This is a genomic window from Pseudomonas corrugata (assembly GCF_001269905.1).
In the GTDB taxonomy this organism is placed as follows: domain Bacteria; phylum Pseudomonadota; class Gammaproteobacteria; order Pseudomonadales; family Pseudomonadaceae; genus Aquipseudomonas; species Aquipseudomonas corrugata.
Genome location: NZ_LHVK01000015.1, coordinates 198,418 through 223,056 on the forward strand (window position 1 = coordinate 198,418; position 24,639 = coordinate 223,056).

Annotated in this window: 22 protein-coding genes; 13 read left to right on the forward strand and 9 right to left on the reverse strand. The window is 60.2% G+C overall.

Annotated elements, in window-relative coordinates:
• Window positions 1-69: 69 nt before the first annotated feature.
• Together mobA and AD665_RS21060 are read left to right on the forward strand one after the other, a co-directional pair.
• The gene (gene mobA / locus AD665_RS21055) at window positions 70-666 is read left to right on the forward strand and encodes a molybdenum cofactor guanylyltransferase MobA (RefSeq protein WP_024776722.1); all 597 of its coding nucleotides are present in this window, start codon (window positions 70-72) and stop codon (window positions 664-666) included.
• Between the two features lie 70 nt (window positions 667-736).
• Entirely contained in the window at window positions 737-958 is a 222-nt protein-coding gene (locus AD665_RS21060) for a YgdI/YgdR family lipoprotein (RefSeq protein WP_024776721.1), read from the forward strand.
• A gap of 79 nt (window positions 959-1,037) precedes the next feature.
• Here the strand turns inward: AD665_RS21060 and AD665_RS21065 are convergent, their stop codons facing one another.
• From AD665_RS21065 to AD665_RS21075, 3 genes are all read right to left on the reverse strand, one after another.
• A complete protein-coding gene (locus tag AD665_RS21065) occupies window positions 1,038-1,928 on the reverse strand; it encodes a pseudouridine synthase (protein ID WP_024776720.1) in 891 nt (296 codons plus the stop codon).
• Window positions 1,929-1,999: 71 nt separating this feature from the next.
• Complete coding sequence (locus AD665_RS21070; protein ID WP_024776719.1) at window positions 2,000-2,320, reverse strand: transcriptional regulator; 321 nt, start codon at window positions 2,318-2,320, stop codon at window positions 2,000-2,002.
• A gap of 91 nt (window positions 2,321-2,411) precedes the next feature.
• Window positions 2,412-2,651 carry a glutaredoxin family protein gene (locus AD665_RS21075; RefSeq protein ID WP_024776718.1) on the reverse strand — a complete coding sequence of 80 codons (240 nt, stop codon included), beginning with the start codon at window positions 2,649-2,651 and terminating at the stop codon, window positions 2,412-2,414.
• A gap of 179 nt (window positions 2,652-2,830) precedes the next feature.
• Between AD665_RS21075 and AD665_RS21080 the strand changes: the two genes are divergently transcribed.
• Complete coding sequence (locus tag AD665_RS21080) at window positions 2,831-4,543, forward strand: cation:proton antiporter (protein WP_053193554.1); 1,713 nt, start codon at window positions 2,831-2,833, stop codon at window positions 4,541-4,543.
• Window positions 4,544-4,547: 4 nt separating this feature from the next.
• On the opposite strand, the gene AD665_RS21085 is transcribed toward AD665_RS21080, so the two are convergent.
• The gene (locus AD665_RS21085) at window positions 4,548-5,756 is read right to left on the reverse strand and encodes an ammonium transporter (RefSeq protein WP_024776716.1); all 1,209 of its coding nucleotides are present in this window, start codon (window positions 5,754-5,756) and stop codon (window positions 4,548-4,550) included.
• Window positions 5,757-6,105: 349 nt separating this feature from the next.
• Between AD665_RS21085 and AD665_RS21090 the strand changes: the two genes are divergently transcribed.
• The 7 genes from AD665_RS21090 (at window position 6,106) to AD665_RS21125 (ending at window position 16,408) form a co-directional block, all read left to right on the forward strand.
• The gene (locus AD665_RS21090) at window positions 6,106-6,420 is read left to right on the forward strand and encodes an ElaB/YgaM/YqjD family protein (protein WP_024776715.1); all 315 of its coding nucleotides are present in this window, start codon (window positions 6,106-6,108) and stop codon (window positions 6,418-6,420) included.
• A gap of 2 nt (window positions 6,421-6,422) precedes the next feature.
• The gene (locus AD665_RS21095) at window positions 6,423-6,812 is read left to right on the forward strand and encodes a phage holin family protein (RefSeq protein WP_024776714.1); all 390 of its coding nucleotides are present in this window, start codon (window positions 6,423-6,425) and stop codon (window positions 6,810-6,812) included.
• Window positions 6,809-7,144, forward strand: a complete 336-nt coding sequence (locus AD665_RS21100) for a hypothetical protein (RefSeq protein WP_047701523.1) — start codon at window positions 6,809-6,811, stop codon at window positions 7,142-7,144. The genes AD665_RS21095 and AD665_RS21100 overlap by 4 nt, the downstream gene beginning before the upstream one ends.
• Before the next feature lie 66 nt (window positions 7,145-7,210).
• A complete protein-coding gene (locus AD665_RS21105; RefSeq protein ID WP_024776712.1) occupies window positions 7,211-8,539 on the forward strand; it encodes a deoxyguanosinetriphosphate triphosphohydrolase in 1,329 nt (442 codons plus the stop codon).
• A gap of 514 nt (window positions 8,540-9,053) precedes the next feature.
• Window positions 9,054-9,680: a response regulator transcription factor gene (locus tag AD665_RS21115; protein ID WP_024776711.1), complete on the forward strand. Its 627-nt coding sequence runs from the start codon at window positions 9,054-9,056 to the stop codon at window positions 9,678-9,680.
• Window positions 9,681-9,703: 23 nt separating this feature from the next.
• On the forward strand, window positions 9,704-13,312 hold the full coding sequence (locus AD665_RS21120; protein ID WP_392396946.1) for a transporter substrate-binding domain-containing protein: 3,609 nt from the start codon (window positions 9,704-9,706) through the stop codon (window positions 13,310-13,312).
• A gap of 144 nt (window positions 13,313-13,456) precedes the next feature.
• Window positions 13,457-16,408, forward strand: a complete 2,952-nt coding sequence (locus tag AD665_RS21125; RefSeq protein ID WP_053193563.1) for an HD domain-containing phosphohydrolase — start codon at window positions 13,457-13,459, stop codon at window positions 16,406-16,408.
• Window positions 16,409-16,527: 119 nt separating this feature from the next.
• Here AD665_RS21125 and AD665_RS21130 read toward each other — a convergent pair whose 3' ends face one another.
• Both AD665_RS21130 and AD665_RS21135 read right to left on the reverse strand, forming a co-directional pair.
• Window positions 16,528-17,010, reverse strand: a complete 483-nt coding sequence (locus AD665_RS21130; RefSeq protein ID WP_024776708.1) for a GAF domain-containing protein — start codon at window positions 17,008-17,010, stop codon at window positions 16,528-16,530.
• Window positions 17,007-17,897 (reverse strand): ATP-binding protein, encoded by an 891-nt coding sequence (locus tag AD665_RS21135; RefSeq protein ID WP_053193566.1) that lies wholly within the window; start codon window positions 17,895-17,897, stop codon window positions 17,007-17,009. The genes AD665_RS21130 and AD665_RS21135 overlap by 4 nt, the downstream gene beginning before the upstream one ends.
• A gap of 163 nt (window positions 17,898-18,060) precedes the next feature.
• Between AD665_RS21135 and AD665_RS21140 the strand changes: the two genes are divergently transcribed.
• Window positions 18,061-20,382 (forward strand): hybrid sensor histidine kinase/response regulator, encoded by a 2,322-nt coding sequence (locus tag AD665_RS21140; RefSeq protein ID WP_053193568.1) that lies wholly within the window; start codon window positions 18,061-18,063, stop codon window positions 20,380-20,382.
• Here the strand turns inward: AD665_RS21140 and AD665_RS21145 are convergent.
• From AD665_RS21145 to msrB, 3 genes are all read right to left on the reverse strand, one after another.
• Window positions 20,366-20,827 (reverse strand): MarR family winged helix-turn-helix transcriptional regulator, encoded by a 462-nt coding sequence (locus AD665_RS21145; protein WP_024776705.1) that lies wholly within the window; start codon window positions 20,825-20,827, stop codon window positions 20,366-20,368. The genes AD665_RS21140 and AD665_RS21145 overlap by 17 nt on opposite strands.
• Window positions 20,824-21,309 carry a glutathione peroxidase gene (locus AD665_RS21150; RefSeq protein ID WP_024776704.1) on the reverse strand — a complete coding sequence of 162 codons (486 nt, stop codon included), beginning with the start codon at window positions 21,307-21,309 and terminating at the stop codon, window positions 20,824-20,826. Before AD665_RS21150 ends, AD665_RS21145 begins: the two co-directional genes overlap by 4 nt.
• 263 nt (window positions 21,310-21,572) lie before the next feature.
• Entirely contained in the window at window positions 21,573-21,968 is a 396-nt protein-coding gene (gene msrB / locus AD665_RS21155) for a peptide-methionine (R)-S-oxide reductase MsrB (RefSeq protein ID WP_024776703.1), read from the reverse strand.
• 217 nt (window positions 21,969-22,185) lie between these two features.
• Between msrB and AD665_RS21160 the strand changes: the two genes are divergently transcribed.
• Window positions 22,186-23,397: a pyridoxal phosphate-dependent aminotransferase gene (locus AD665_RS21160; protein ID WP_024776702.1), complete on the forward strand. Its 1,212-nt coding sequence runs from the start codon at window positions 22,186-22,188 to the stop codon at window positions 23,395-23,397.
• A gap of 299 nt (window positions 23,398-23,696) precedes the next feature.
• Window positions 23,697-24,584, forward strand: coding sequence for a protease HtpX (gene htpX / locus AD665_RS21165; RefSeq protein WP_024776701.1), 888 nt, complete (start codon window positions 23,697-23,699; stop codon window positions 24,582-24,584).
• Window positions 24,585-24,639: the final 55 nt, after the last annotated feature.

Below are 24,639 nucleotides of genomic sequence, written 5' to 3' on the forward strand. Positions count from 1 at the left end.
CAGTTGTAGGGGAAACAGCCCGGTGTTATATCACAGCGCTTCATTTTTTCGCCTGTGCGGAGACACACCATGACCTCGAATACTGCCCTGCCACCCTGCTCCATCCTGCTGTTGGCCGGTGGCCGCGGACAACGCATGGGTGGGCGGGACAAAGGCCTGGTGGAATGGCAGGGCGAGCCGTTGATCGTCCATCTCCAGCGCAAGACCCGCGCATTGAGCGATGACCTGATCATCTCCTGCAACCGCAACCCTGAACGTTATGCGCTGTATGCCGATCGATTGGTACATGACGATGAAGGCGATTATCCCGGCCCCCTGGCAGGCATCCGGGCCGGCCTAAAGGTGGCAAGGCATCCGTATCTGCTGGTGCTGCCGTGCGATGTACCGCAGATTGATTCCGGTCTTCTCGACAGTATGCGCACGATGGCCAGCCAGCATCCCCACGTGCCGCTGATGGTGCGCCACGGCGAACATTGGGAACCGCTGCTATGCGTCATTCCACTGGCCCTGGCGGCGGCGTTCGAAGAGGCCTGGCGCGAAGGCGAACGCAGCCCCGGCCGTATCATGCGCACACTGCACGCCATTGCATTGCAATGTCCGGCCGACGATCCCCGGCTGGCGAACCTGAACACGCCGGAACTGCTGACGCGACATAAAGGCCACTAGCCAGGAACTTGCGTGAGATGTATACGTCTGAAGGTCAGTAACCTGAAGAATTCATTTTCGGAGAAGTACCATGACACAACGGACCCTCGCCACTTTCATGCTCGCACTGGGCCTCGCCACTCTTGCCGGTTGCGCATCGCCTACAGTGATTACCTTGAATGACGGTCGCGAAATCCAGGCCGTCGACACCCCCCAGTACGATGAAGACACTGGCTTCTACGAGTTCGAACAACTGGACGGCAAGCACACCCGCGTGAACAAGGATCAGGTTCGCACCGTCAAAGATCTGTAAGCCCCGATGCTGCAACCCGATACAGAAAAGCCCGCAATGCAATATTGCGGGCTTTTTGATGACTGCTCGACAAGCGAAGCTACCACTGGAGCGTAATACCGCTTTCGAACACTCGCTCCTCCCCCGTGACCGGATCAATGAAACGCAGCCCCTGGGCCAGCAGTTTAAGGGGATTGGCGTAGTCATCCTCCACATCCCTGAGCACGTCAGGGTAGAACGGGTCGTTGCAGATACCCGCCCCCAGGGCATTCATATGAACCCGCAACTGATGCTTCTTCCCGGTGACCGGAGACAGGCCGTAGCGCCACAGCTCAGCGTTTTTTTCCAGAACCTCGATGGTCGTTTCAGTGTTCGGTTCGCCCGCTCCTTCCTGCATCCGGAAGAATGGTTCGCCATCAATCATCCGGCTTCTATGCACCCGCGGAAAGGTTAGCTGAGGCAACGCACGGGCAATGGCCTGGTAGCGTTTCTCGATCCTTCGCGTCGGGAACAATGACTGGTAAGCCGATCGGCTCTGGGGATTGGCCGAGAACAGCACCAGCCCGGCCGTGTGCCGGTCGATACGGTGCAAGGGCACCAGATGAGGATTGTCCAGCCGCCGGATCAAGCGTCGCAACAGGGTTTGCTCGACGTATTCCCCCGCCGGAGTGACAGGCAGGAAATGCGGTTTGTCCGCCACTACCAGATGTTCATCAACGTACAGGATCGACTCCACGACCGGGATCGGCTTCTCGTCGGCCACTTCACGAAAGTAATGAATGCGCAAGCCTTCACGGTATGGCAGATCAACAGGAATCGCCTTGCCCTCTGCGTCCAGCACCCGGCCCCGGGCAATGCGGTCTCGCCACTGCTCGCGGCTGATGGCACTGAAATGCTCGCACAGGCAATCCAGCACCGTCTGCCAGGAACCGGGGGGCAGGTATAAAGTGCTGGCCTGATGGTGTGCAGCGGAAAACGATGAACCGGACATCGGACACTCTTGAACATTTTGCGGGGCGACATTATCCGACAGTCGCACAAGCCAGCCCAGCAATGATTACCTCACGCCGGAAGCGAGACAGGACGTGCCGCCGCCTCGGTGAACTCCTTCAACCAGCGCAGCACTTCCACCGCCTCCCAGCGACCCGGGTCGTACAGCGCATACAACAAGCCCTGATAGCCCACCACATCCAGTTGCTTGTGATATCCGGCACGCTGGAACAGCGCTTCGATCTCAGCGAAGCAGGTGTTGAAATGCAGCTTGTTGAACGGTGTCTTGCCTTCGGTCACCAGCCCGTCCAGGCGCAGTTCCAGGACAGCCTCGCGCACAACGTCCACGGACATCCTGTTCACGCTGTTCTTCAATTGTTCGACATTGACCAAGGGATGCACTCCAGATAACTGTATAGGCATACAGTAACCGAAGAGCACCATTTTCGCCAATGGCGGTATGAGGACATGACGGACGGACCGGTCAGCGCAGAAAGGCGGCAACCCGATCGGGGTCATCGAAAGGCCAGTCAAGTTCGGCACCGGTATCGACCCGGCGCAGCACCGGAATGCGCAGTCCATAAGCGTCGGACATCGCCTCGCTTTCCGCAATATCCACCAGTTCCACCAGCAAGCCGTGCTCAACGAAAGGCATCAACACCCCTTCGGCAACTTCGCAGAGATGACAACCCAGGGTACCGAACAGTTGGCATTCAGGAGGCATGGCTGGTAGACCCACAAAAGATAGACGGTCATTCTAGGCGCACCCTCGGAAACCGTCGAGCCGGGCATTCCGCATCGGCAAAACGCTGATGCAAATCACTGAACGCAAATGTCTTTTCGACAACCCTGGTCAGCTTTCCCCTTCTACGCTGTCTACCGAGCCTTGAAACGGAGTGTCCCTTGTTTGCCAACCTGCTGATCATTCTCGCCTCGTCACTGGTGGTCATCGCCCTGTTCAGGCGATTGCACCTGCCACCGGTGTTGGGCTACCTGTGCGTCGGGTTGGCCATAGGCCCTACCGCCCTGGACTGGGTGAATGACAGCGAAGAACTGCCGGACCTGGCCGAGCTCGGGGTGGTGTTCCTGTTGTTTTCGTTGGGGCTGGAATTCTCCCTGTCCAGGATGCTTGACCTGCGCCGAGTGGTGTTCGGCCTCGGCAGCCTCCAAGTAGTCTGTTCAGGTGCGCTCCTGGGTGTGCTGCTGGTGCTCTGCGGCGCGCCGGTGCTGGCTGCATTGCTACTCGGCGCCGGGCTGGCGTTGTCGTCGACGGCCATTGTCAGCAAGGAGCTGACCAGCCTCGGGGAAATCTTCAGCAGCCATGGCCAGAACGCCATCGGCGTACTGCTGTTCCAGGACGTGGTCGCAGTGCTGTTGCTGACCCTGGTGCCGGTGTTCGCCGGCAGCAGTTCGCAGGCGTGGTACTGGGCATTGCCCGTGACGCTGGGCAAGACGCTGGTCCTGTTCGGCGGCTTGCTGCTGGCCAGCCGCCTGCTGCTGCCACGCCTGTTCCATGAAGTCGCCGCGTCCCGCTCTGCTGAATTGTTCGTGCTGCTGGCCCTGGTGATCGTGTTGCTGACCGCCTGGCTGACCCATCTGCTCGGCCTCTCACCGGCCCTGGGCGCTTTCCTGGCGGGCATGCTGCTGGGGGAAAGCCATTACCGACACCAGATCGAAGCCGATATCCGCCCGTTCCGTGACATTCTGCTGGGGCTGTTCTTCGTCAGCATCGGCATGCTGATCGATCTGCAACTGTTCGTCGATGACGGGCTGCTGATCCTCGGACTGACCCTGGGATTGATGCTCATCAAGGGCTGTGTGGTCGCCGCCCTGGTGAAATGGCGCGGCAGCGATGGTGAAACCGCCTGGCGCAGCGGCCTGGCCCTGGCCCAGGGCGGCGAATTCTGTTTCGCCCTGATGGCGCTGATGCAACAGAACCGCCTCCTGCCCGCCGACATCGGCGGTCTGCTGCTGGCGGCAACGTTCTGTTCAATGCTGCTCACACCACTCTTGCTGCGGGCCGCACCAACCATCGCCGCACGCCTGCATCGCAAACCCAACGAAGAAGCCCAACTGGACCAGATCAACGCGCTGAACGCGGACCTGTCGGGTCATGTGGTCATTTGCGGATACGGGCGCGTCGGTCAGTCCATCGCTCGGTTTCTGCGTCGGGAGGGCCAGGCGTTCGTTGCCCTGGATGATGACCCGGTCATCATCCAGGAAGCCAGCGTCGGGGAAAGCTGCGTGCATTATGGAGATTCGAGACGAGGGGATCTGCTGGTCGCCGTGGGGCTGAACCGCGCACGATTACTGGTGATCGCGGTCGACAAGACCGACATCGCCTTGACCGTGCTCAGGGCGGCCCGGCGGGTCAACCCGCAGGTTCCGATCCTGGTGCGCACCCGCGACGACAGTCAACTGGCCGAATTGCAGGCCGCCGGGGCCAGCGAAGTGGTCCCGGAGCTGCTGGAGTCGAGCCTGATGCTGGCCTCCCACGCCCTGATCATGCTCGGGCTGCCGGAACAGCAGGTCCGACAGCACGTGGATCAGGTCCGTCACGATCGCTATCGCCTGCTACACGGTTTTTATCCCGGTAACCAGGACAAGGACGCGTGACGACTCAGTCCTGGCTGACCGCACCGATCTTGTGAATCGACAGGTCAGCGCCGTAATACTCTTCTTCCTGGGACAAGCGCAGCCCCAACAGCGCCTTGATCACGCCGTAGACCGCGAACCCGCCGACCAATGCGATGACAATGCCCAGGGCAGTGCCGATCAGTTGGCTGACCAGGCTGACCCCACCCAGGCCGCCCAGGGCGTCCTGGCCAAAGATGCCGCAGGCAATGCCACCCCAGACCCCGCACAACCCATGCAAGGGCCAGACACCGAGCACATCGTCGATCTTCCATTTGCCCTGGGCCGCGGTGAAGCACCAGACAAACAAGGCGCCCGCAATGGCACCAGTCGCCAGCGCGCCTACCGGGTGCATCAGATCGGAACCGGCACAGACCGCCACCAGCCCGGCCAACGGACCGTTGTGCAGGAAGCCGGGGTCGTTGCGTCCAACGAGCAATGCCGCCACTGTACCGCCGACCATGGCCATCAACGAATTGACCGCCACCAAACCGCTCACCCCTGGCAGGGTCTGGGCGCTCATCACGTTGAAACCGAACCAACCGACAATCAGGATCCACGACCCCAAGGCCAGGAATGGAATGCTCGACGGCGCGAACGCCACCAGGCGCCCCTCCCGGTAACGGCCGTTACGAGGCCCGAGCAACAGCACGGCCGCCAGCGCCAGCCAGCCGCCCATGGCATGCACGACCACGGAGCCGGCAAAGTCGTGGAAACTGGCACCGAAGCGGGCCAGCAACCAGGCCTGGAGGCCGAAATTTCCATTCCAGACGACGCCTTCGAAGAATGGATACACGAATGCCACGATCAACACCGTGGCACACAGCTGCGGCGCAAAGCGTGCACGTTCGGCAATACCGCCGGATATGATCGCCGGGATGGCGGCGGCGAAAGTCAGCAGGAAAAAAAACTTCACCAGGCTGTAGCCGTGATCGGTGCTCAGCACCGCGGCCGGTTGCAGGAACGTCACGCCGTAGGAAATCCAGTAGCCTATAAAGAAATAGGCCAGGGTCGAGACGGCAAAATCGCTGAGAATCTTCGACAGCGCATTGACCTGGTTTTTTTGCCGGACAGTTCCAACTTCCAGGAACGCAAAGCCGGCATGCATGGCCAGGACCATGACCGCACCCAGCAGGATGAACAGAGTGTTGGAACTGTGGATCAGACTGTCCACAGCGCTTTGCATATTTTCCATGGTGTTGGCAGACCTGAAAAAGTTGAAAGAAGCACCAAAGCGGCTCGCTCGACCCGTCAACGCACCAAGTTGAGACAGCTCGCTTGCCGATTAAAAGCCGGCGAACCGCTTTGGTGCGTTAAAAATGGCAATGCGATGTTCCGTTGCGAGGTGCTTCGCGGGTTTTGATTATTTGGGTTAAGGTTTTGCGGGCTGCGCCCAGCTTCAGCGCAGTGACACGGGGCGACGCACCAGCACATGGCAAAACCTTGAGCCAAAACAGAGCAAAAGTTGTACCAGCCACTTTCACTGAACCTTCCGGCAAGGCTTACACTCGAACGATTCAGACGTCATTTACGGAGATTCACCCATGGCCAGAACCCAGGCAAAGACTGCTCAAGAAATCCTGATAGAAGATTTTCAGACGCTGGTCAGCGACACCGAACGGCTGCTGGACCATACGGCTACGCTGGCGGGGGACCAGGCCGATGAGCTGCGCAACCAGATCCACGAGACGCTCCTGCGTGCGCGCGACACTCTCAAGCTGACCGAAGATTCCATGCGTGAGCGCGGCCAGGCTGCGGTCATCGCCACCGAGGAGTACGTACAGGCCAACCCTTGGCAGTCTGTCGGCATCGCTGCTGGCGTGGGCTTTCTGATCGGCCTGCTGGCAACACGGCGCTGATGATGGATATCAACGACTCCAGCTCGTCCGAATCGGGCACAGCTTCTTCAGCGCGCCGCCTGGGTGCAGCATTCCTCGGGCTGCTGCACAGCCACGTCGAACTGTTCGGGATGGAGCTGCAGGAACAGAAAGCCCGGACTGTCAGCCTGCTGCTGTTCGCCGGCCTGGCGCTGGTGTTCGCCCTGCTGCTGCTGGTAGGCCTCTCGACCCTGGTGCTGATTCTGGTGTGGGACACCTATCGCCTCGCGGGCATCATCGGCCTGTGCCTGTTCTATCTGTTGGCGGCATTGTTCTGCGGCCTTCGACTCAGGGCAGCGATCTACGATGAATCGACACCCTTCCACGCCACACTCGAAGAACTGAACAATGACCGGGAGCGCCTGCTGCCATGAGTCTGCCTGACATTCCTCAAGCCAGGACCCGCCAGGAAATGCGCAAGGCACTGGTACGCCTGCGCATGGAAATGCATCGCCAGGAAATCCGCCAGGAAACGCGCCAGCTGTTGCAACCGCTGCAGCGGGTACGAGGTCTTGGACAGAGCTGGCACGAAGGCTTCGGTATAAAACATGCGCCACTCTGGGGCATGGCGGCCGTGTCCTTGCTCGGCTTCATCGGTGGCAAACGGACCCGCAGCGGACGCAGCAGTGGCCTGGTTCGCCTGATCCGGCTGGCAACGACGCTGGTACCGCTGATCAAACTGGCCCGCAACGTACGCAAGCCCTGACGGGCTTGCGGGACGCTTCACGAACCGGGAAGCTAGGGCATCTCTATATCAACGGAGCAACCGGCCTTGGATTGGCATACCCTGCTGACTCGCGAACGCCTCGGAAAACCCGTGCACAGCCCGGAAGAGCTGGGCCGTAGCCCTTTTCACAAGGACCATGATCGCATCATCTTTTCCGGAGCCTTTCGTCGCCTCGGACGCAAGACGCAGGTCCACCCGGTTTCCAGCAACGACCACATCCACACGCGCCTGACCCATTCGCTGGAAGTCAGTTGCGTCGGGCGCTCTCTGGGCATGCGCGTGGGGGAAACCATCCGTAGCGCCCTGCCCGACTGGTGCGAACCGAGCGATCTGGGCATGGTGGTGCAATCCGCCTGCCTGGCCCACGATATCGGCAATCCACCCTTCGGTCACTCCGGCGAGGACGCCATCCGCTACTGGTTCCAGCAGGCAGCAGGCCGCGGCTGGCTCGATGCCATGAGCGAGGCCGAGCGCAGCGACTTTCTCAATTTCGAAGGCAACGCCCAGGGGTTCCGGGTCCTCACGCAACTTGAATACCATCAATTCGATGGAGGCACACGACTGACCTATGCCACCCTCGGTACCTACCTGAAATACCCCTGGACCGCCCGTCATGCCGACTCCCTGGGTTACAAGAAGCACAAGTTCGGTTGCTACCAGAGCGAATTGCCATTGCTGGAACAGATTGCCCACAAGCTAGGCCTGCCCCAGCTTGAGGATCAACGTTGGGCACGGCATCCGCTGGTGTACTTGATGGAGGCCGCCGATGACATCTGCTACGCGCTGATCGATCTGGAAGACGGCGTGGAAATGGAGCTGCTGGACTACTCCCAGGTGGAATCGCTGCTCCTGGATCTGGTGGGCGATGATATTCCGGATACCTACCGCCAACTCGGACCTCTGGATTCCCGACGACGCAAACTGGCGATCCTGCGGGGCAAGGCTATCGAACACCTGACCAACGCCGCCGCCCGGGCGTTCGTCGAGCAGCAGGAAGCCTTGCTGGCCGGCACGCTACCGGGCGACCTGGTGGAGCATATGCATGGCCCGGCCAAGCGTTGCGTGTTGAATGCCAAGGACATGGCGCGCAAGAAAATATTCCAGGACAAGCGCAAGACCCTGAATGAAATCGGTGCATACACCACGCTTGAAATCCTGCTCAACGGGTTCTGCGGAGCGGCCCTGGAACAGCATGGGGGTCGCTCACCTTCATTCAAGAATCGTCGTATTCTCGATCTGCTGGGGAACAATGCACCCGATCCCAATGGCCCCTTGCACGCCGCGTTCCTGCGGATGATCGATTTCATCGCCGGAATGACCGACAGTTACGCCAGCGAGATGGCACAGGAGATGACCGGCCGTACCCGCCAGTGACATTCCCCCCGTGGGAGCGAGCCTGCTCGCGATAGCGTCCGATCCGTTTGCCCTCGTGGCGACTGACACTCCGCTTCGGAAGCCGGCTGACTCCCACAACGGATTTGCAACGTCAGGCTCTGTACGAAAAGCCTTGGTACTCGTTCATGCTGCGTTGCAACCTCGGAATGCTCATGTACTCCAGTACACAGCGCTTGCTCGGCTGTTCTCGCGTTGCCTGACCTTCGTCTCAAGACTTCTCGTACAGAGCCTGGTTACACAGTATTGACGACATAATTTCTCCCTGCTTATAAGAGCTGACGCTCTAAAACCTTTTCCTGACCTATAGTCCGCTCATAAAAATGCCCCCCTCTCATTCCCATTACCTACTAAAAACCCAATTACCTCGTAGTACCCCGCTTCTTTTTTTGTAGGAAACTTCCGAAATTGAATATGTACGCCCGTCTCCTCGTACGACCGCGACTGTAACTGGGCTAAGGTGCGCGCTTTATTAAGCTCGCAAGGGACTTTATTCATGAACTCCGTTTTCATTGTCGACGATCATCCGGTCATTCGCCTCGCCGTTCGCATGCTTCTGGAGCATGAGGGTTATAAAGTCGTAGGAGAAACCGACAATGGCGTCGATGCGATGCAAATGGTGCGCGAATGCATGCCGGACCTGGTTATCCTGGACATCAGCATTCCCAAGCTGGACGGATTGGAGATCCTCTCGCGCTTCAACGCCATGACAACCCCCCTGAAAACACTGGTGCTCACGGCACAGTCACCGACTCTGTTCGGTATCAGGTGCATGCAGTCCGGAGCCTCCGGTTATGTTTGTAAACAGGAAGACCTCAGCGAGCTGGTCAGCGCAATCAAGGCCGTATTATCCGGCTACAACTATTTTCCCAGTCAGGCATTGAATCCGGTGCGCCCAGATGATCCGCGCAGTATAGAGCTGGATCTTTTCAAGAACGTCAATGATCGGGAGTTGATGGTACTGCAACTTTTTGCCCAGGGCCGCACCAACAAGGAAATAGCCAAAGGCATGTTCCTAAGTAATAAAACCGTGAGTACCTATAAAAAACGGTTGATGCAAAAACTCAAGGTCAAGTCCCTGGTAGAACTGATTGAAATGGCGAAACGAAACGCATTGGTGTGAGAATAAACAGGATGTTCAGATGCATGAAAGGATGCCTCCTGCTATTGATAGCAGGGTTATATGCAGGATTTCTCGCTGCGGCGCCGGGTGCGCCCGAGCACTACACACTGCTGGGACGCTCCACTTCGGCCCACTCCGAGGTCAGCCTGGATGATGCCCAGCGTGCCTGGCTACTGGGGCGAAAGGAGTTGGTCCTGGGAACCTCCGCACCGGATTACCCGCCTTTCGATCTCTCCACCAGCGGACGCGACTACGAAGGCATGACCGCCGACTACGCCGGGCTCGTCGCCGACGCAACCGGCCTGCCGATCAAAGTCCTGCGGTTCGGTTCCCGTGAGGCAGCGATTGCGGCGCTCAAGCATGGGCAAATAGACTTATTGGGAAGTGCCAACGGTTTCGAAGCCCGCGACCCCGATCTTGTCCTGTCGGCTCCCTATGCCGTGGACCAGCCCGTGCTCGTCACCCGAACCAATGAAACCCGCTCCCTGAGCGAGGATCTCGAGGGGTTGCGGCTAAGCATGGTCTATCACTACCTGCCGTTGCAGGACATTGAAAAACTCTACCCAAAGGCGCACATCACCGCCTACCCGTCCTATCAGAACGCCATAAACGCCGTCGCCTTCGGCCAGGCCGACGTATTCCTCGGCGATACCATTTCCACCCATTACATGATCAGCAAGGGCTACCTGAGCAACATCCGGATGGCCAGCTTCGGCAAACATGAATCTTACGGGTTCGGGTTCGCGCTGCGACGTCGCGACTCCCGCTTGCTGGAGATTATCAACGCCACGCTGAGCCAGATCCCGATCGCCGAGCAAGCCGCGATCTCCAAACGCTGGAGCGCAGGCGCCGACCTCTATCTCACGGAACACAGAATTCAACTGACCGAACGGGAACGACGCTGGCTGACCGGGCATCCGGCAATTCGGGTGGCCGTGAACGAAACCTTCGCCCCGTTCACTTTCTTTGATTCGGACGGCGATTTTCGCGGGATCAGCGCCGATCTGCTGGAGTTGATCCGCCTGCGTACTGGTTTGCGTCTGGAAATTCAGCACAAGCGCAACGACAGCGATGCTATCGCCGCTGTCTTGAACGGTCAGGCCGACCTGATTGCGGCACTTGTGCCGAGCAGCGAGCGACAGCAGCAGTTGAAATTCAGTCGCCCCTACGTCGACAGCTCGTTCGTCCTGCTGACCAGAAAGCAGTCCGACACGCCTGTCACACTCGACCAGTTCGGGACCAGGAGCCTGGCGATCGCCAAGGGCAATCCGGTCATCGAGTGGTTGCGCAAGCGGTATCCGGAAATCAGGATCGTCGAGACCAACGACCCCGCGCACGCCGTTGAACTGCTTGCCCGGGGACAGACCGACGGCAGCGTGAATGCCCTGGTCATGGCCAATTACTTTCTCTCGTCGCATTCGTTCCGGGAGAGGCTGCAGATCAGCAGCACTGTCGGCACCCAGCAGGCCATGTTTTCTCTGGCCACAGCCAAGGACGCCACCGAACTGAACGCCATTCTCGACAAAGCCTTGACCAGCATCGACCCCGACGAACTGGGCGTGATCAACAACCGCTGGCGAGGCTACGTCTCGGCGTCGGAACATACCTGGCGTACCTATAACCGCCTGTTCTTCCAGATCGTTGCGGGCGTCGGCCTGCTATTGCTGATTTCATTGGCCTGGAACGCCTACATGCAAAGACAGATCCGCCAACGACAAAGGGCCGAACTGGCGTTGAACGATCAGCTCGAGTTCATGCGCTCATTGGTCAACGGCACACCTCACCCCATTTACGTGAGGGATCGCAACGGTGTTCTGCAAAGCTGCAACGACAGCTACCTGGAAGTGTTCGATACAAAACGCGAAGACGTCATCGGCAAGAACGTAATGCCCGGATCGATGAGCAATGCCTTCGAAGCCCAGGAATATCAGGCCGACTATCAGCGCGTCATGGCCGAAGGCACCGCCCTGATCGTGGACCGGCCGCTGCACATCGGGGACCGGAAGCTGACGATCTATCACTGGATCCTGCCTTACCGAAACTCCGCCGCACAGGTGCAGGGCATCATCGGTGGCTGGATCGACATCAGTGAACGACGCCAACTCTTCGACGAGCTGCGCGCGGCCAAGGAGCGGGCCGATGACGCGAACCGGGCCAAAAGCACCTTCCTGGCAACCATGAGCCATGAGATCCGCACCCCCATGAACGCGGTGATCGGCATGCTTGAACTGGCGTTGATGCACGCCGACAAAGGCCACGTGGATCGCTCGACAATCGCAGTGGCCTACGAATCGGCCTCCGGCATGCTGGAGCTGATAGGTGACATTCTGGACATCGCACGCATCGAATCGGGTCACCTGAGCCTGGCACCCGAACGGGTCAATCTCAGGGCCATGCTGCAATCGGTCATACGGGTATTCGAAGGCGTGGCGCGGCAGAAGAATCTTGCGCTGTCATTGCAGTTCGAACCGACGGACGACGATCCGGATGTGCTGGTCGATCCTCTGCGATTCAAGCAGGTACTTTCGAACCTGATCAGCAATGCACTCAAATTCACCGAACAGGGCTGGGTAAAGGTCGAGGTCAGACTGACCCGATCCGCCCAGGACGATACCCTGCACATGCAACTGGAGGTCAGCGACAGCGGTATAGGCATAAGCCCCACCGACCTGCAACGTTTGTTCGAACCCTTTGCCCAGGCCGACAACACCGGCCGGATGGCCCGAAAGGGTGCCGGGCTGGGCCTGGTGATCAGTCGCAACCTGTGCCGGATGATGGGGGGTAACCTGTACTTGAACAGCCAGCCGGGCACCGGCACCCAGGTCCGGGTCTGCCTGGAGCTGACCGTCCTGCCCCCGGTAACGGCTGGCGCCCCCCCTGAACCGGTGATAGAAACCGCTACGAACGCCCTGAAGGTTCTGGTGGTGGACGACCATTCGGCCAATCGCTTGTTGATGTCGCAACAGCTGGAGTATCTCGGCCATCACTATCATGTTGCCCATGACGGGGCTGAAGGGCTCAAGACCTGGCTTGAAGGGGACTTCGACCTGGTCATTGCCGATTGCAACATGCCCGTCATGAGCGGTTACGATCTTGCCGGGGCGATTCGCAAGCACGAGTCCGAACAACGACTGCCGCCCTGTACTATTCTCGGGTTCACCGCCAATGCACAACCTGAGGAAAAACAACGCTGCCAGGCCGCGGGCATGGACGACTGTCTGTTCAAACCGATCAGCCTGAGCGCCTTGAGCCAATGGATGAAGGCCATCAAGCCCATCAGCCGCTCAAACATTTTCAATGTACAGAATCTGGACGCATTGACCGGCGGCAACCCCTTGTATACCCGGCGCCTGTTGGAAGAACTGCTCAGCAGCAACAACTCGGACCGCCAGGAACTGCTCGATATCGCCCGCGGCGGGAACCGCCAGGCACTGACCGAAGCGGCGCACAAGATAAAAGGTGCCGCCCGGATCGTGCAGTCGCCCTTGCTGATCCAGCGATGCGAGGCACTGGAGCAGGCCTGCCATGAAGTACAGGCACGCGACCGGATCGACGAATGCACCAGTGCCCTGGAACACGCCATGACCGAGCTGGAGCAGATCCTGGAAACAGAGATCGCCAAGGCAAAATAAACTGGTGTTTACTATGCTGTTGACTCAGCAGTGCGCACCTGGGGCGTTCTCAATGGTGTTCCCCTCCGCGCCCTTGCCTGGCCCGCTTCAATGCACAACGCGGTGCAAAACCATTGAGAACGCCTGACTCCTGGAGTGATTGCAATGCCCAGCGCACCGCGTCCGGAACAACGCCGGTTCCCCCTGCATGTCCACATCAGCGTGATGTTTACATTGCTTCTGTTGCTGACGGGTGTGGTGCTGGGCGTCTTCAACTACCGGCAGACGACGCAGATCATCCTCTCCAGCAGTGAAAAGCTGTTCAACCGGATTGAGCAGGACGTGCGCCTGGACTTGTACGACACCTACGAGCCGATCCGTCACGTGTTGAGCCTGCTGGCCGAGTATCCGGCGACACAGGCATCCAGCCTGGACCAGCGCCTGGCCCTGCTCGGGCCCTTCAGCCAGGCATTGCGTGACAACCCGAACCTGGCGTCGTTGTACCTGGGCGATAACAAAGGCAACTTCCTGATGGTCCGGCCACTGCGCACCGGGGCACTGAAGACCACCCTGAAAGCGCCCGCCAATGCGTTTTATCAGGTCTGGACCCTGGAGCGCGCAACCCCTGCAGGCCCGGTTCGTTCCCAGTCATTGTTCTACGATCAGGCGCTGACGCTCATCGCCCGCGAGGACAACCCCGACGACACCTTTGATCCACGCCGCCGAAGCTGGTTTGGCAGCGCGCTGGAGACTGCCGGCCAAATCACCACCGAGCCCTACGTGTTTTTCTCCAGCCACGACATCGGCACCACCCTCGCCCAGCGTAGCGGCAACCAGGCGGTCATCGGTGCCGACCTGACCCTGGCAGCCCTGTCCCAGACCCTCGCCAAGCACAAGGTTACCGCCGGCACCGAAATTGTGCTGCTCGACCCACTTGGCAACGCAGTGGGCTATCCGGACAGCAACCGGCTGCTCACCGACAACCGCTCGGCTCGCCTGATCAAGGCCCGCGACCTCAATCCGGCCATCGCCGCCGCGCTGGACGAGCGCGATGATGCCTCGCGCCTGGAGGTGTCCGGCCGTCGATGGATCGTTTCCCGCAGCCACATGCAAGAAGGCGGTCCCCAGGGGCTGGAACTGGCGTTACTGGTCCCGGAAGATGAACTGCTGGCCGATGCCTATCGCATGCGCTGGCAAGGCGCGCTGATTACCCTTGCCACCCTGCTGCTGTGCCTGCCCCTGGGCTGGCTGACCTCCAGGATACTGGTCAAGCCTTTGGACGCGCTGGTGCAGGAGGCCGATGCGATTCGCAGCTTCGACTTTCATTACCCGGTGTCCCGCCGCTCCCTGGTGCTGGAGGTCGATCAACTGAGCCTCTCGATGGCCCGAATGAAAGAAACCCTGGCAAGCTTCTTCGAAATCACCGCCAGCCTGCGCGCCGAAACCCGCTTCGCTCCGCTGTTGGAGCGAGTGCTGTTCGAAACCGTGAAGATCGGTCAGGCCCAGGCCGGACTGATCTACCTGCGCGAGAACGACAGCGACCAGGTAAAACCCTATGGGTTGGTGATCGATCAGACCCCGCAGGACCTGGGCGCCTTCGAGTTGCAAGGCCATGCCCTGACCGGCAACGACAGTCCTCCCTGGCTTCAGCAATTGGCTGACGCGGATAACCTCGTCACCTCCCTGGGTTTCGAGCAGGCGGGGGACCTGCAAGGCGTCCTGAGGGCGCTGGACTCTCCACGGGTCCACCTGATCGGCATTCATCTGCGCAACCGTCACCAGGAAACCGTGGGCGTTCTGGTGCTGCTGATCGCCGACAGCGGCACCGAAGCCGACCTGGAAAAACTGCAGCCGGACCGCATCGCGTTCCTGCAGGCCGTGTCCGGTGCCGCCACCGTGAGCATCGAAAGCCAGCGTCTGCAGGCCAGGCAAAAACAACTGCTGGATTCCTTCATCCAATTGCTGGCCGGTGCAATCGATGCCAAGAGCCCTTACACCGGCGGCCACTGCCAGCGAGTGCCGGCCCTGACGTTGATGCTCGCCCAGGCCGCCGCCAACAGCCAGGCACCGGCGTTCGAGGCCTACCGACCGACTGAAGATGAGTGGGAAGCCCTGCACATCGCTGCCTGGCTGCATGATTGCGGAAAAGTCACCACTCCCGAATACGTGGTGGACAAAGCCACCAAACTGGAAACCCTGAACGACCGCATCCATGAAATCCGGACCCGCTTCGAAGTGCTGAAACGCGACGCCTGGGTCGACTACTGGCAAGCCATGGCGATGGGGGGCGAGCCGGCTGCACTGACCCATTCACGCGATGCGACGCTGGCCAGCCTCGACGATGACTTTGCCTTTGTCGCCCGCTGCAACCTGGGCTCCGAAGCCATGGCCGACGCCGATCTGCAACGCCTGCAACGCATCGCACAACGTCCATGGACCCGAACCCTCGACGACCGCCTGGGGGTTTCCTGGGAGGAAAGTCGGCGCCAGGCGCGTACGCCCAAGCCAGCGCTTCCTGTCATGGAACCATTGTTGGCGGACAAGCCCGAGCATCTGTTCGAACGCCACGATGCCGAATTGATCCCGGCGGACAACCCTTGGGGTTTCCAGCTGGATGTTCCGCAATGGAAATACAACCGTGGCGAACTCTACAACCTCAGCATCGCGCGGGGCACGCTGACCCGTGAGGAGCGTTATGTCATCAATCACCACATGGTGCAGACGATCCTGATGCTCAGCCAGTTACCCTTCCCCAGCCATCTGGAGAATGTGGCGGAAATCGCCGGGGGTCATCATGAGAAAATGGACGGCACCGGCTATCCCAAGCGGCTCAAGCGCGAGCAGATGAGCCTGCCGGCGCGCATGATGGCCATTGCAGACATTTTCGAAGCACTGACAGCGGCCGACCGTCCCTACAAGAAAGCCAAGAAACTGAGCGAAGCCCTGCGCATCATGGCCACCATGTGCCGTGACGCCCACATCGATCCCGAGCTGTTCGGGCTGTTCATCGATGAACAGATCTACCTGAGCTACGCCAGCCAGTTTCTCGATCCGCACCAGATCGACGACGTCGACGCGGACAGCCTGTTGGCCCGGGCGGGATTGCGCTCATGCTGATCATGCCGCAATCCCTGTGGGAGCGAGCTTGCTCGCGAGTCGACAGATCAGTGGGCGATGATGTCCACCGTGCCATGCCATCGCGGGCAAGCCTTGCTCCCACAGTGGGATCCATCCATTCAGCAATCGGTCAAACGCAGGAAAATCTGCGCCAGTTGCTCGATGCCTGCCTGGTCCTGTTCACTGAAGCGCGCCAGTTTCGGGCTGTCCAGGTCGAGCACACCGATCAGCCGTCCGTCCTTGACCAGCGGCACCACCAGCTCGCTGTTCGAGGCGCTGTCGCAGGCAATGTGGCCGGGGAAGGCATGGACATCCTCGACACGCTGGGTCTGGCCGGTCGCCGCCGCAGCGCCGCAGACACCTCGTCCGAAAGGAATCCGCACACAGGCGATCTGGCCCTGGAACGGCCCCAGCACCAGTTCTCCGTTGCGATTGAGGTAAAAACCGGCCCAGTTCAAATCGTCCAGCTGACTGAACAGGAAGGCCGAAAACTGCGCAGCGTTGGCGATGAAATCGCGCTCATCCGCCAACAGGGACTCCAGTTGTGCCGATAGCAAGCCGTAGCCATCAAGGCCTGTGCCCGTACTCTTCAAGTCAATCATGCCTTGTGCTCCAGCAGCTTCAGACCCACCCAATATCGGGCAAACTGATAGGCGCAACGGCCATTGCGGTTGCCGCGCCCAGTGGCCCAGCGTACCGCCAAAACGTCCAGTGCATCGTCACGTTGCCAAGCCAGCCCGGCCTTCGCCGCCAGCTCGCCGATCCAGTGTTCCACCACGTTGAGGTAATGCTCCTGGGTAAATGGATAGAACGACAGCCACAACCCGAAACGGTCGGACAACGCGATCTTGTCCTCCACGGCTTCGCTGGGATGAAGCTCGCCGTCGACCCGCTTCCAGTTCTCGTTGTCGCTTTCCTTCTCCGGCACCAGGTGACGGCGGTTCGACGTGGCGTACAACAACACATTGTCCGGCGCCTGTTCGAGGGAGCCGTCCAGCACACTTTTAAGCACGCGGTAATCGCCCTCGCCGGATTCGAACGACAGGTCATCGCAGAACAGCACGAAGCGCTGGGGCAGCCTGGCAACCTGTTCGACCAGCCGCGGCAAGTCGGCCAGGTGATCGCGCTCGATTTCGATCAAGCGCAAGCCATCTGCTGCGTGCTCGGCCAGCAAGGCACGCACCAGGGACGACTTGCCGGTACCCCGCGAGCCCCAGAGCAACGCATGGTTGGCCGGCATGCCATCAATGAACTGCCGGGTGTTGCGGCCCAGTTGCTCGACCTGGCGATCAACGCCGATCAAGTCCGACAGGCGCATGTCGAGGCTGACCTGCAGGGGCAGCAGATAGCCGCTGCGTCCGTCGCGCTGCCAGCGGGCAGCCAGGGTCGCGGTCCACTCGATGGCGGGCCGGGGAGCGGGCAACAGAGGCTCGATGCGGGCCAGCACGGCATCGGCGCGCTCAAGAAAAGCATTCAATCGGGCGTCCACGTCTTCTCCTCGGACAAATTCACAGTAATGATGGCGCTGCTGCGCCGAAACGCCGCTCTCAAGGATGGGTTCATCCCATCCGGCACACACCGGCCGCACCGGTATCCAGAGATGATCAGCTATGCTTGACCGGCGAAGGGAAACGTAAGTGGTTCACCATTCCATGGACATCAGATTCACCCAACGGCTGTCGTATAAGCAGGCCCGACTGACCGTCCTGGTGGGCTTCGTGCTGGGCACCTTGCTCAGCCTGATGCAGATCGGCATCGATTATGCCAGCGAAGACGCATCGATCAACCGCGAGATCCTGTCGTTGCTGGAAATCAGCCACAACCCGGCCTCGCGCATTGCCTACAACATCGACGCCGAACTGGCCCAGGAGCTGGCGTTGGGCCTGTTGCGCTCGCCCGCCATCATCAGCGCCGAGCTGGTCGATAACAACAATGCCGTGCTGGCCAGTGTCAAACGACCCGAGCTGCAGAACGGGTACCGTTTCATCAGCGATTTTCTGTTTGGCGCCCAGCGCCGGTTCGAAGACCGGCTCTACCTGGACCATCTGCCCAACGAATCCCTGGGTGTTTTGCGACTGGACGTCGACACCTATGCTTTCGGCAGTCGGTTTCTGCGTCGGGCCGAAGTCACGTTGCTCAACGGGTTCGCCCGCAGTCTGATCCTGACCGGCCTGTTACTGGCACTGTTCTACGTAATGCTGACCAAACCCCTGGTACGGGTCATCCGCGAGCTGAGCAGCCGCGACCCGAGCAACAACGAACAGAGCAGCCTGGAATGCCCTTCAGGCCATCAATACGATGAAATCGGCGTACTGGTATCGGTCGCCAACCAGCAGTTCGAAAATATCTCCACCGAAATCCAGCAGCGGCGCATGGCCGAAAATCGCCTTACCGAATACCTGGCGCAGCTGGAAAACATCGTCTCGGCTCGCACTGCCGAACTCAAGGCCATCAACGCCCGACTCAGCCAGTCCAACGAAGAACTGGAAGTGGCCAGGCGTACCGCCCTGGACATGGCCGAAGCACGCTCCGCGTTCCTGGCCAGCATGAGCCATGAGATCCGCACGCCATTGAATGGCCTGCTGGGAATGATCGCCTTGTCCCTGGACGGCCCCCTGACCGCCGAACAACAGCAACAGCTATCGATCGCCCATGACTCCGGCAAAGTGTTGGTCGAGCTGCTCAACGACATTCTCGACCTGTCGAAATTCGACGCCGGCCAGCTGGAACTCGAACGCATCCCGTTCGATCTCGGCGCCCTGATCGAAGACACGGCCAACCTGCTTTCGCAGAATGCCGCACCCAGCGTCGAGCTGGCCTGCCTGATTGATCCGCAATTCCCCGCGCAAGTGCTCGGCGACCCGACCCGTGTGCGCCAGATCGTCAGCAACCTGTTGTCCAACGCGCTCAAGTTCACCCGCTTCGGCCGGGTCGATGTGCGATTGAGCGCTTATGAAGGCGGGGTGCGGATTGCGGTCTGCGATACCGGCATCGGCATTCCCCAGGATGCCCAGGCGAGAATCTTCCAGCCGTTCACCCAGGCCGGCGCCGGGATTACCCGCCAGTTCGGTGGCACCGGGCTGGGCCTGGCGCTGACCAACAATCTCTGCGAAGCCATGCAGGGCCGCTTGACGATCAGTTCCGAAGCCGGTTTCGGCAGCCAGTTCTATGCCGATCTGCCTCTGCCCTGCCACACTCCGGCGACGCCGGTCGCCCCCTTGCGTGGCAATATCGTCGCCATTACCGCCAACAGCAGCGGGTTGGCCGAGCTACTGGGCATGCTGTTGCCCGCTTGGGGATTGGACTACTTGAGACGCTCTGTGGATGACAACCTGCTGGGCCTCAAGCCTGATGTCCTGATTACCGACTGCCCTGAATGCCTGTTCAACCTGCGGCCAACCTTCAACGCACCGATCCTGCTCGTCACCGCCTACGGCAGCTTCATGCCCAGCGAGCAGGCCGCCGCCTTGGCTCCCCTGCTTCAACAGGCCCGGCCACTGGCACGTCATGCGTTGTATCAGATCCTGCGTCGTGCCCTGCAGAGCGAGACGATCACCATCGATGACACGCAGATCGAAGCCTTGCCGCCGTCCAGGCGCGCACGGGTGCTGCTGGTGGAGGACAATCCGGTCAACCAACTGGTCGCCAAGGGCATGCTGGTCAAGCTCGGCTGCGAAGTGATTGTCGCCGCCCATGGCGCCGAGGCCCTGGAACAACTGGAACAGCACACCTTCGACCTGGTGCTGATGGACTGCAACATGCCGGTGATGGACGGCTACGAAGCCAGCCGGCAGATTCGCCGTAGCGGTCGCTGGCCAGACCTGCCGATTGTCGCGCTGACGGCCAACGCCATGCCCGAGGAGCGAGAACGCTGCCGGGGTGCCGGCATGACCGATTACCTGTCCAAGCCATTCCGCCGCGAAGAACTGGCAGCGATGCTGGATCAATGGGTGCCGACTACGTCAGCGCTTTGATCTGCCCCAGCAGATGATCGAGCCCCTTACGCAGTTCCCCCAGGCGATCGAGATCAATCCCGCTGTCGCACAGCAGACGGGCCTTGAGGGGACCAACCTGCTCGCGCAACGCCAGACCCGCCGGCAGCAGGCTCAGGTGCACCTCCCGCTCGTCCCGGGCCGAACGCTGGCGCTGGACCAGGCCGAGTTGCTCCAGGCGCTTGAGCAGCGGCGTCAACGTGCCGGAATCCAGCAGCAGCCGTTCACCCAGGGCCTTGACCGTGGGTTGTTCCGGCGCAGCGTCCTGCCACTCCCACAACACCAGCATCGCCAGGTATTGCGGGTAGGTCAGGCCGAGCTGGTCGAGCATCGGCTTGTAGCCCCGGATCACCGCCCGCGAAGCGGCGTACAGCTTGAAGCACAATTGACTGTCGAGCTTCAGCGAATCGACGGGCAGGTCATTCATTTGAGCAGGGCTTCGATCTCATGGGTCAGGTCCTGGGGTTTGGTGGTTGGAGCAAAACGCTTGACCACTTGACCGTCCTTGCCGACCAGGAACTTGGTGAAATTCCACTTGATGCCCTTGGACCCCAGCACACCGGGTGCCCGCTGCTTGAGCTGGACAAACAGCGGATGGGCGTTGGCACCATTGACCTCGATTTTCTTGAACAGCGGAAAACTCACGCCGAAGTTCAGCTCGCAGAACTCGGAAATCGCCCCTTCATTGCCCGGCTCCTGCTTGCCGAACTGATTGCAGGGGAAGCCCAATACCACCAGGCCCTGATCCTTGTAGGTCTGCCACAACTGCTCAAGCCCCTTGTACTGCGGGGTGAAACCGCACTGGCTGGCAGTGTTGACCACCAGCACGGCCTTGCCGGCGAAATCGGCCAGGGTCTTTTGCTCACCCTTGATGGTGGTGCAGGGAATGCTCAGCAGGTTGTCGCTCATGGCAAGGCTCCTTAGAAATGGGACTGGCGTGCAAGATAGCGAGCAATTCAATTGTGTGCAATTTAATTATTCAGCCACCTCCATAGGCCCTGACACAAACCTGTGGCGAGGGGATTTAGCGAAACGTCGCACCGCCCCGCTGGGCTGCGCAGCAGCCCCAAGGAGGGATGCATCGGCCTGATCCTTCAGGTAGACGCCTATTGGGGCTGCTACGCAGCCCAGCGGGGCGGTGCGACGTTTCGCTAAATCCCCTCGCCACAGATCTACTCTCGGGGAACGAGATCCAGGCACACTGAATTGATGCAATAACGCAAGCCCGTGGGCGGCGGGCCGTCGGGAAATACATGACCCAGGTGGGCATCACACTTGGCGCAGACCACTTCGGTGCGGATCATGCCGTGGCTGATATCCCGAACCTCCACTACCGCGCTGCCCTCGATTGGCGCGTAGAAACTAGGCCAGCCGCAACCGGAGTCGAATTTGGTCTGCGAATCGAACAGCGGCTCGTTGCAGCAGACGCAGTGGTACACACCATCGGTCTTGGTGCCGTTGTATTTACCCGAGAACGGCCGTTCGGTGCCCTTCAAGCGACAGACGTTGTACTGCTCGGGGTCGAGCATGGCGCGCCATTCCTCAAGGGTTTTCTCCAACTTTTCCATCATCCCACCTCGGCAATTGAAAAAGCCCGATCCGACGCTTTTCCGCGGGTCGGGCGGCACGTATGATTGCGCCTCGTCAGCGCCAGTCTGGCAGTCGCGTCATGGGTATTCAAACGGATTGTGACGCCACGCCGCGTCAGGCCCGCCTCAGACGCAAGATCACCAGCACGGCCATCCACACGCCGCCTGGATCGTTCATCTTCGGGAACACATCGCCATGCAGGTCAGCAAATCGAACAAGCTCGCCAACGTCTGCTACGACATTCGCGGCCCGGTGCTCAAGCACGCCAAACGCCTGGAAGAGGAAGGCCATCGCATCCTCAAGCTGAACATCGGCAACCCGGCACCCTTTGGTTTCGAGGCGCCCGATGAAATCCTCCAGGACGTGATCCGCAACCTGCCGACCGCCCAAGGCTACAGCGATTCCAAGGGCCTGTTCAGCGCGCGCAAGGCCGTGATGCAGTACTACCAGCAGAAGCAGGTCGAAGGCGTCGGAATCGAAGACATCTACCTGGGCAACGGGGTGTCCGAGCTGATCGTGATGTCCATGCAGGCCCTGCTCAACAACGGCGACGAAGTGCTGGTACCGGCGCCGGACTACCCCCTGTGGACCGCTGCCGTAAGCCTGTCCGGCGGTAACCCGGTGCATTACCTGTGCGATGAACAGGCCGACTGGTTCCCGGACCTGGCGGATATCAAGGCCAAAATCACGCCGAACACCAAGGCGCTGGTCATCATCAACCCGAACAATCCGACTGGTGCGGTGTACTCCAAAGAAGTATTGCTGGGCATGCTCGAACTGGCCCGCCAGCACAACCTCGTGGTGTTCTCCGACGAAATCTACGACAAGATCCTGTACGACGATGCGGTGCACATCTGCACCGCATCCCTGGCGCCGGACCTGCTGTGCCTGACCTTCAACGGCTTGTCCAAGTCCTACCGGGTGGCGGGTTTCCGCTCCGGCTGGATTGCCATCTCCGGCCCCAAGCATCATGCCCAGAGCTACATAGAAGGCATCGACATGCTGGCCAATATGCGCCTGTGTGCCAACGTACCGAGCCAGCATGCGATCCAGACCGCGCTGGGCGGCTACCAGAGCATCAATGATCTGGTCCTGCCACCAGGCCGCTTGCTGGAACAGCGCAATCGCACCTGGGAGCTTCTCAATGACATTCCCGGCGTCAGCTGCGTCAAGCCGATGGGCGCGCTGTATGCATTCCCACGGATCGACCCGAAGGTCTGCCCGATCCACAACGATGAAAAATTCGTACTCGACCTGTTGCTGTCGGAAAAACTGCTGATTGTCCAGGGCACGGCGTTCAACTGGCCGTGGCCGGACCATTTCCGTGTCGTGACCCTGCCGCGAGTCGACGATCTGGAACAGGCCATTGGCCGGATCGGCAATTTCCTCAAGTCCTACCGACAGTAAGCCGTAGCGCGCGAGGCGCCTCACCTCGCGCGCTGTTTGATTCAGCAACATATCCGCTCCGCCGGCTCCGGCAGGCCTTCTACACTGAAACCTCAGCAGCGGACGGGCGACGTGGCCCAACGTTCACGGGGCAAGGGCAGCATCCGGCTTTTCCACAGCCACTTTCAGAAAAGTCTTTCATTCATTTGGGACGTCTGTAGGACACAGTTTGAAATAGTCGCCGAGTTGAATAGCCTGCAGCTGCACCTTATATACCCCGCATAACGCTACATCTTTAGCATGAGGAGATTGCTACCACCATGATGCGCATCCTGCTGTTCTTGGCCACTAACCTGGCGGTCGTGCTGATTGCCAGCATCACCCTGAGCCTTTTCGGCTTCAACGGGTTCATGGCGGCCAACGGGGTTGACCTCAACCTCAATCAGCTGCTGATCTTCTGTGCGGTATTCGGTTTCGCCGGCTCCCTGTTCTCGCTGTTCATCTCCAAGTGGATGGCGAAGATGAGCACCAGCACGCAGATCATCAGCCAGCCGCGCACGCGCCACGAGCAATGGCTGCTGCAAACTGTCGAGCAGCTGTCCCGTGAAGCCGGTATCAAGATGCCGGAAGTCGGGATTTTCCCGGCCTATGAGGCCAACGCCTTCGCCACGGGCTGGAACAAGAACGACGCCCTGGTTGCTGTCAGCCAGGGCCTGCTCGAGCGGTTCTCCCCTGATGAAGTCAAAGCCGTGCTGGCCCACGAGATCGGCCACGTCGCCAACGGCGACATGGTGACCCTGGCATTGATCCAGGGCGTGGTGAACACCTTCGTGATGTTCTTTGCACGCATCATTGGCAACTTCGTCGACAAGGTGATCTTCAAGAACGAAGAAGGCCAGGGCATCGCCTACTACGTGGCAACCATTTTCGCCGAACTGGTACTGGGCATCCTCGCCAGCGCCATCGTCATGTGGTTCTCGCGCAAACGCGAATTCCGCGCCGACGACGCCGGCGCACGCCTGGCCGGCACCAGCGCCATGATCGGCGCGCTGCAACGCTTGCGTGCCGAGCAAGGCCTGCCGGTACACATGCCCGACACGCTGAATGCCTTTGGTATCAACGGTGGCATCAAGCACGGCCTGGCTCGCCTGTTCATGAGCCACCCGCCGCTGGAAGAGCGCATCGACGCACTGCGTCGCCGCGGCTGATAGGTTAGAGCGTCAAAAAGAAGCCCGCAGCAATGCGGGCTTTTTCTTGTACTGC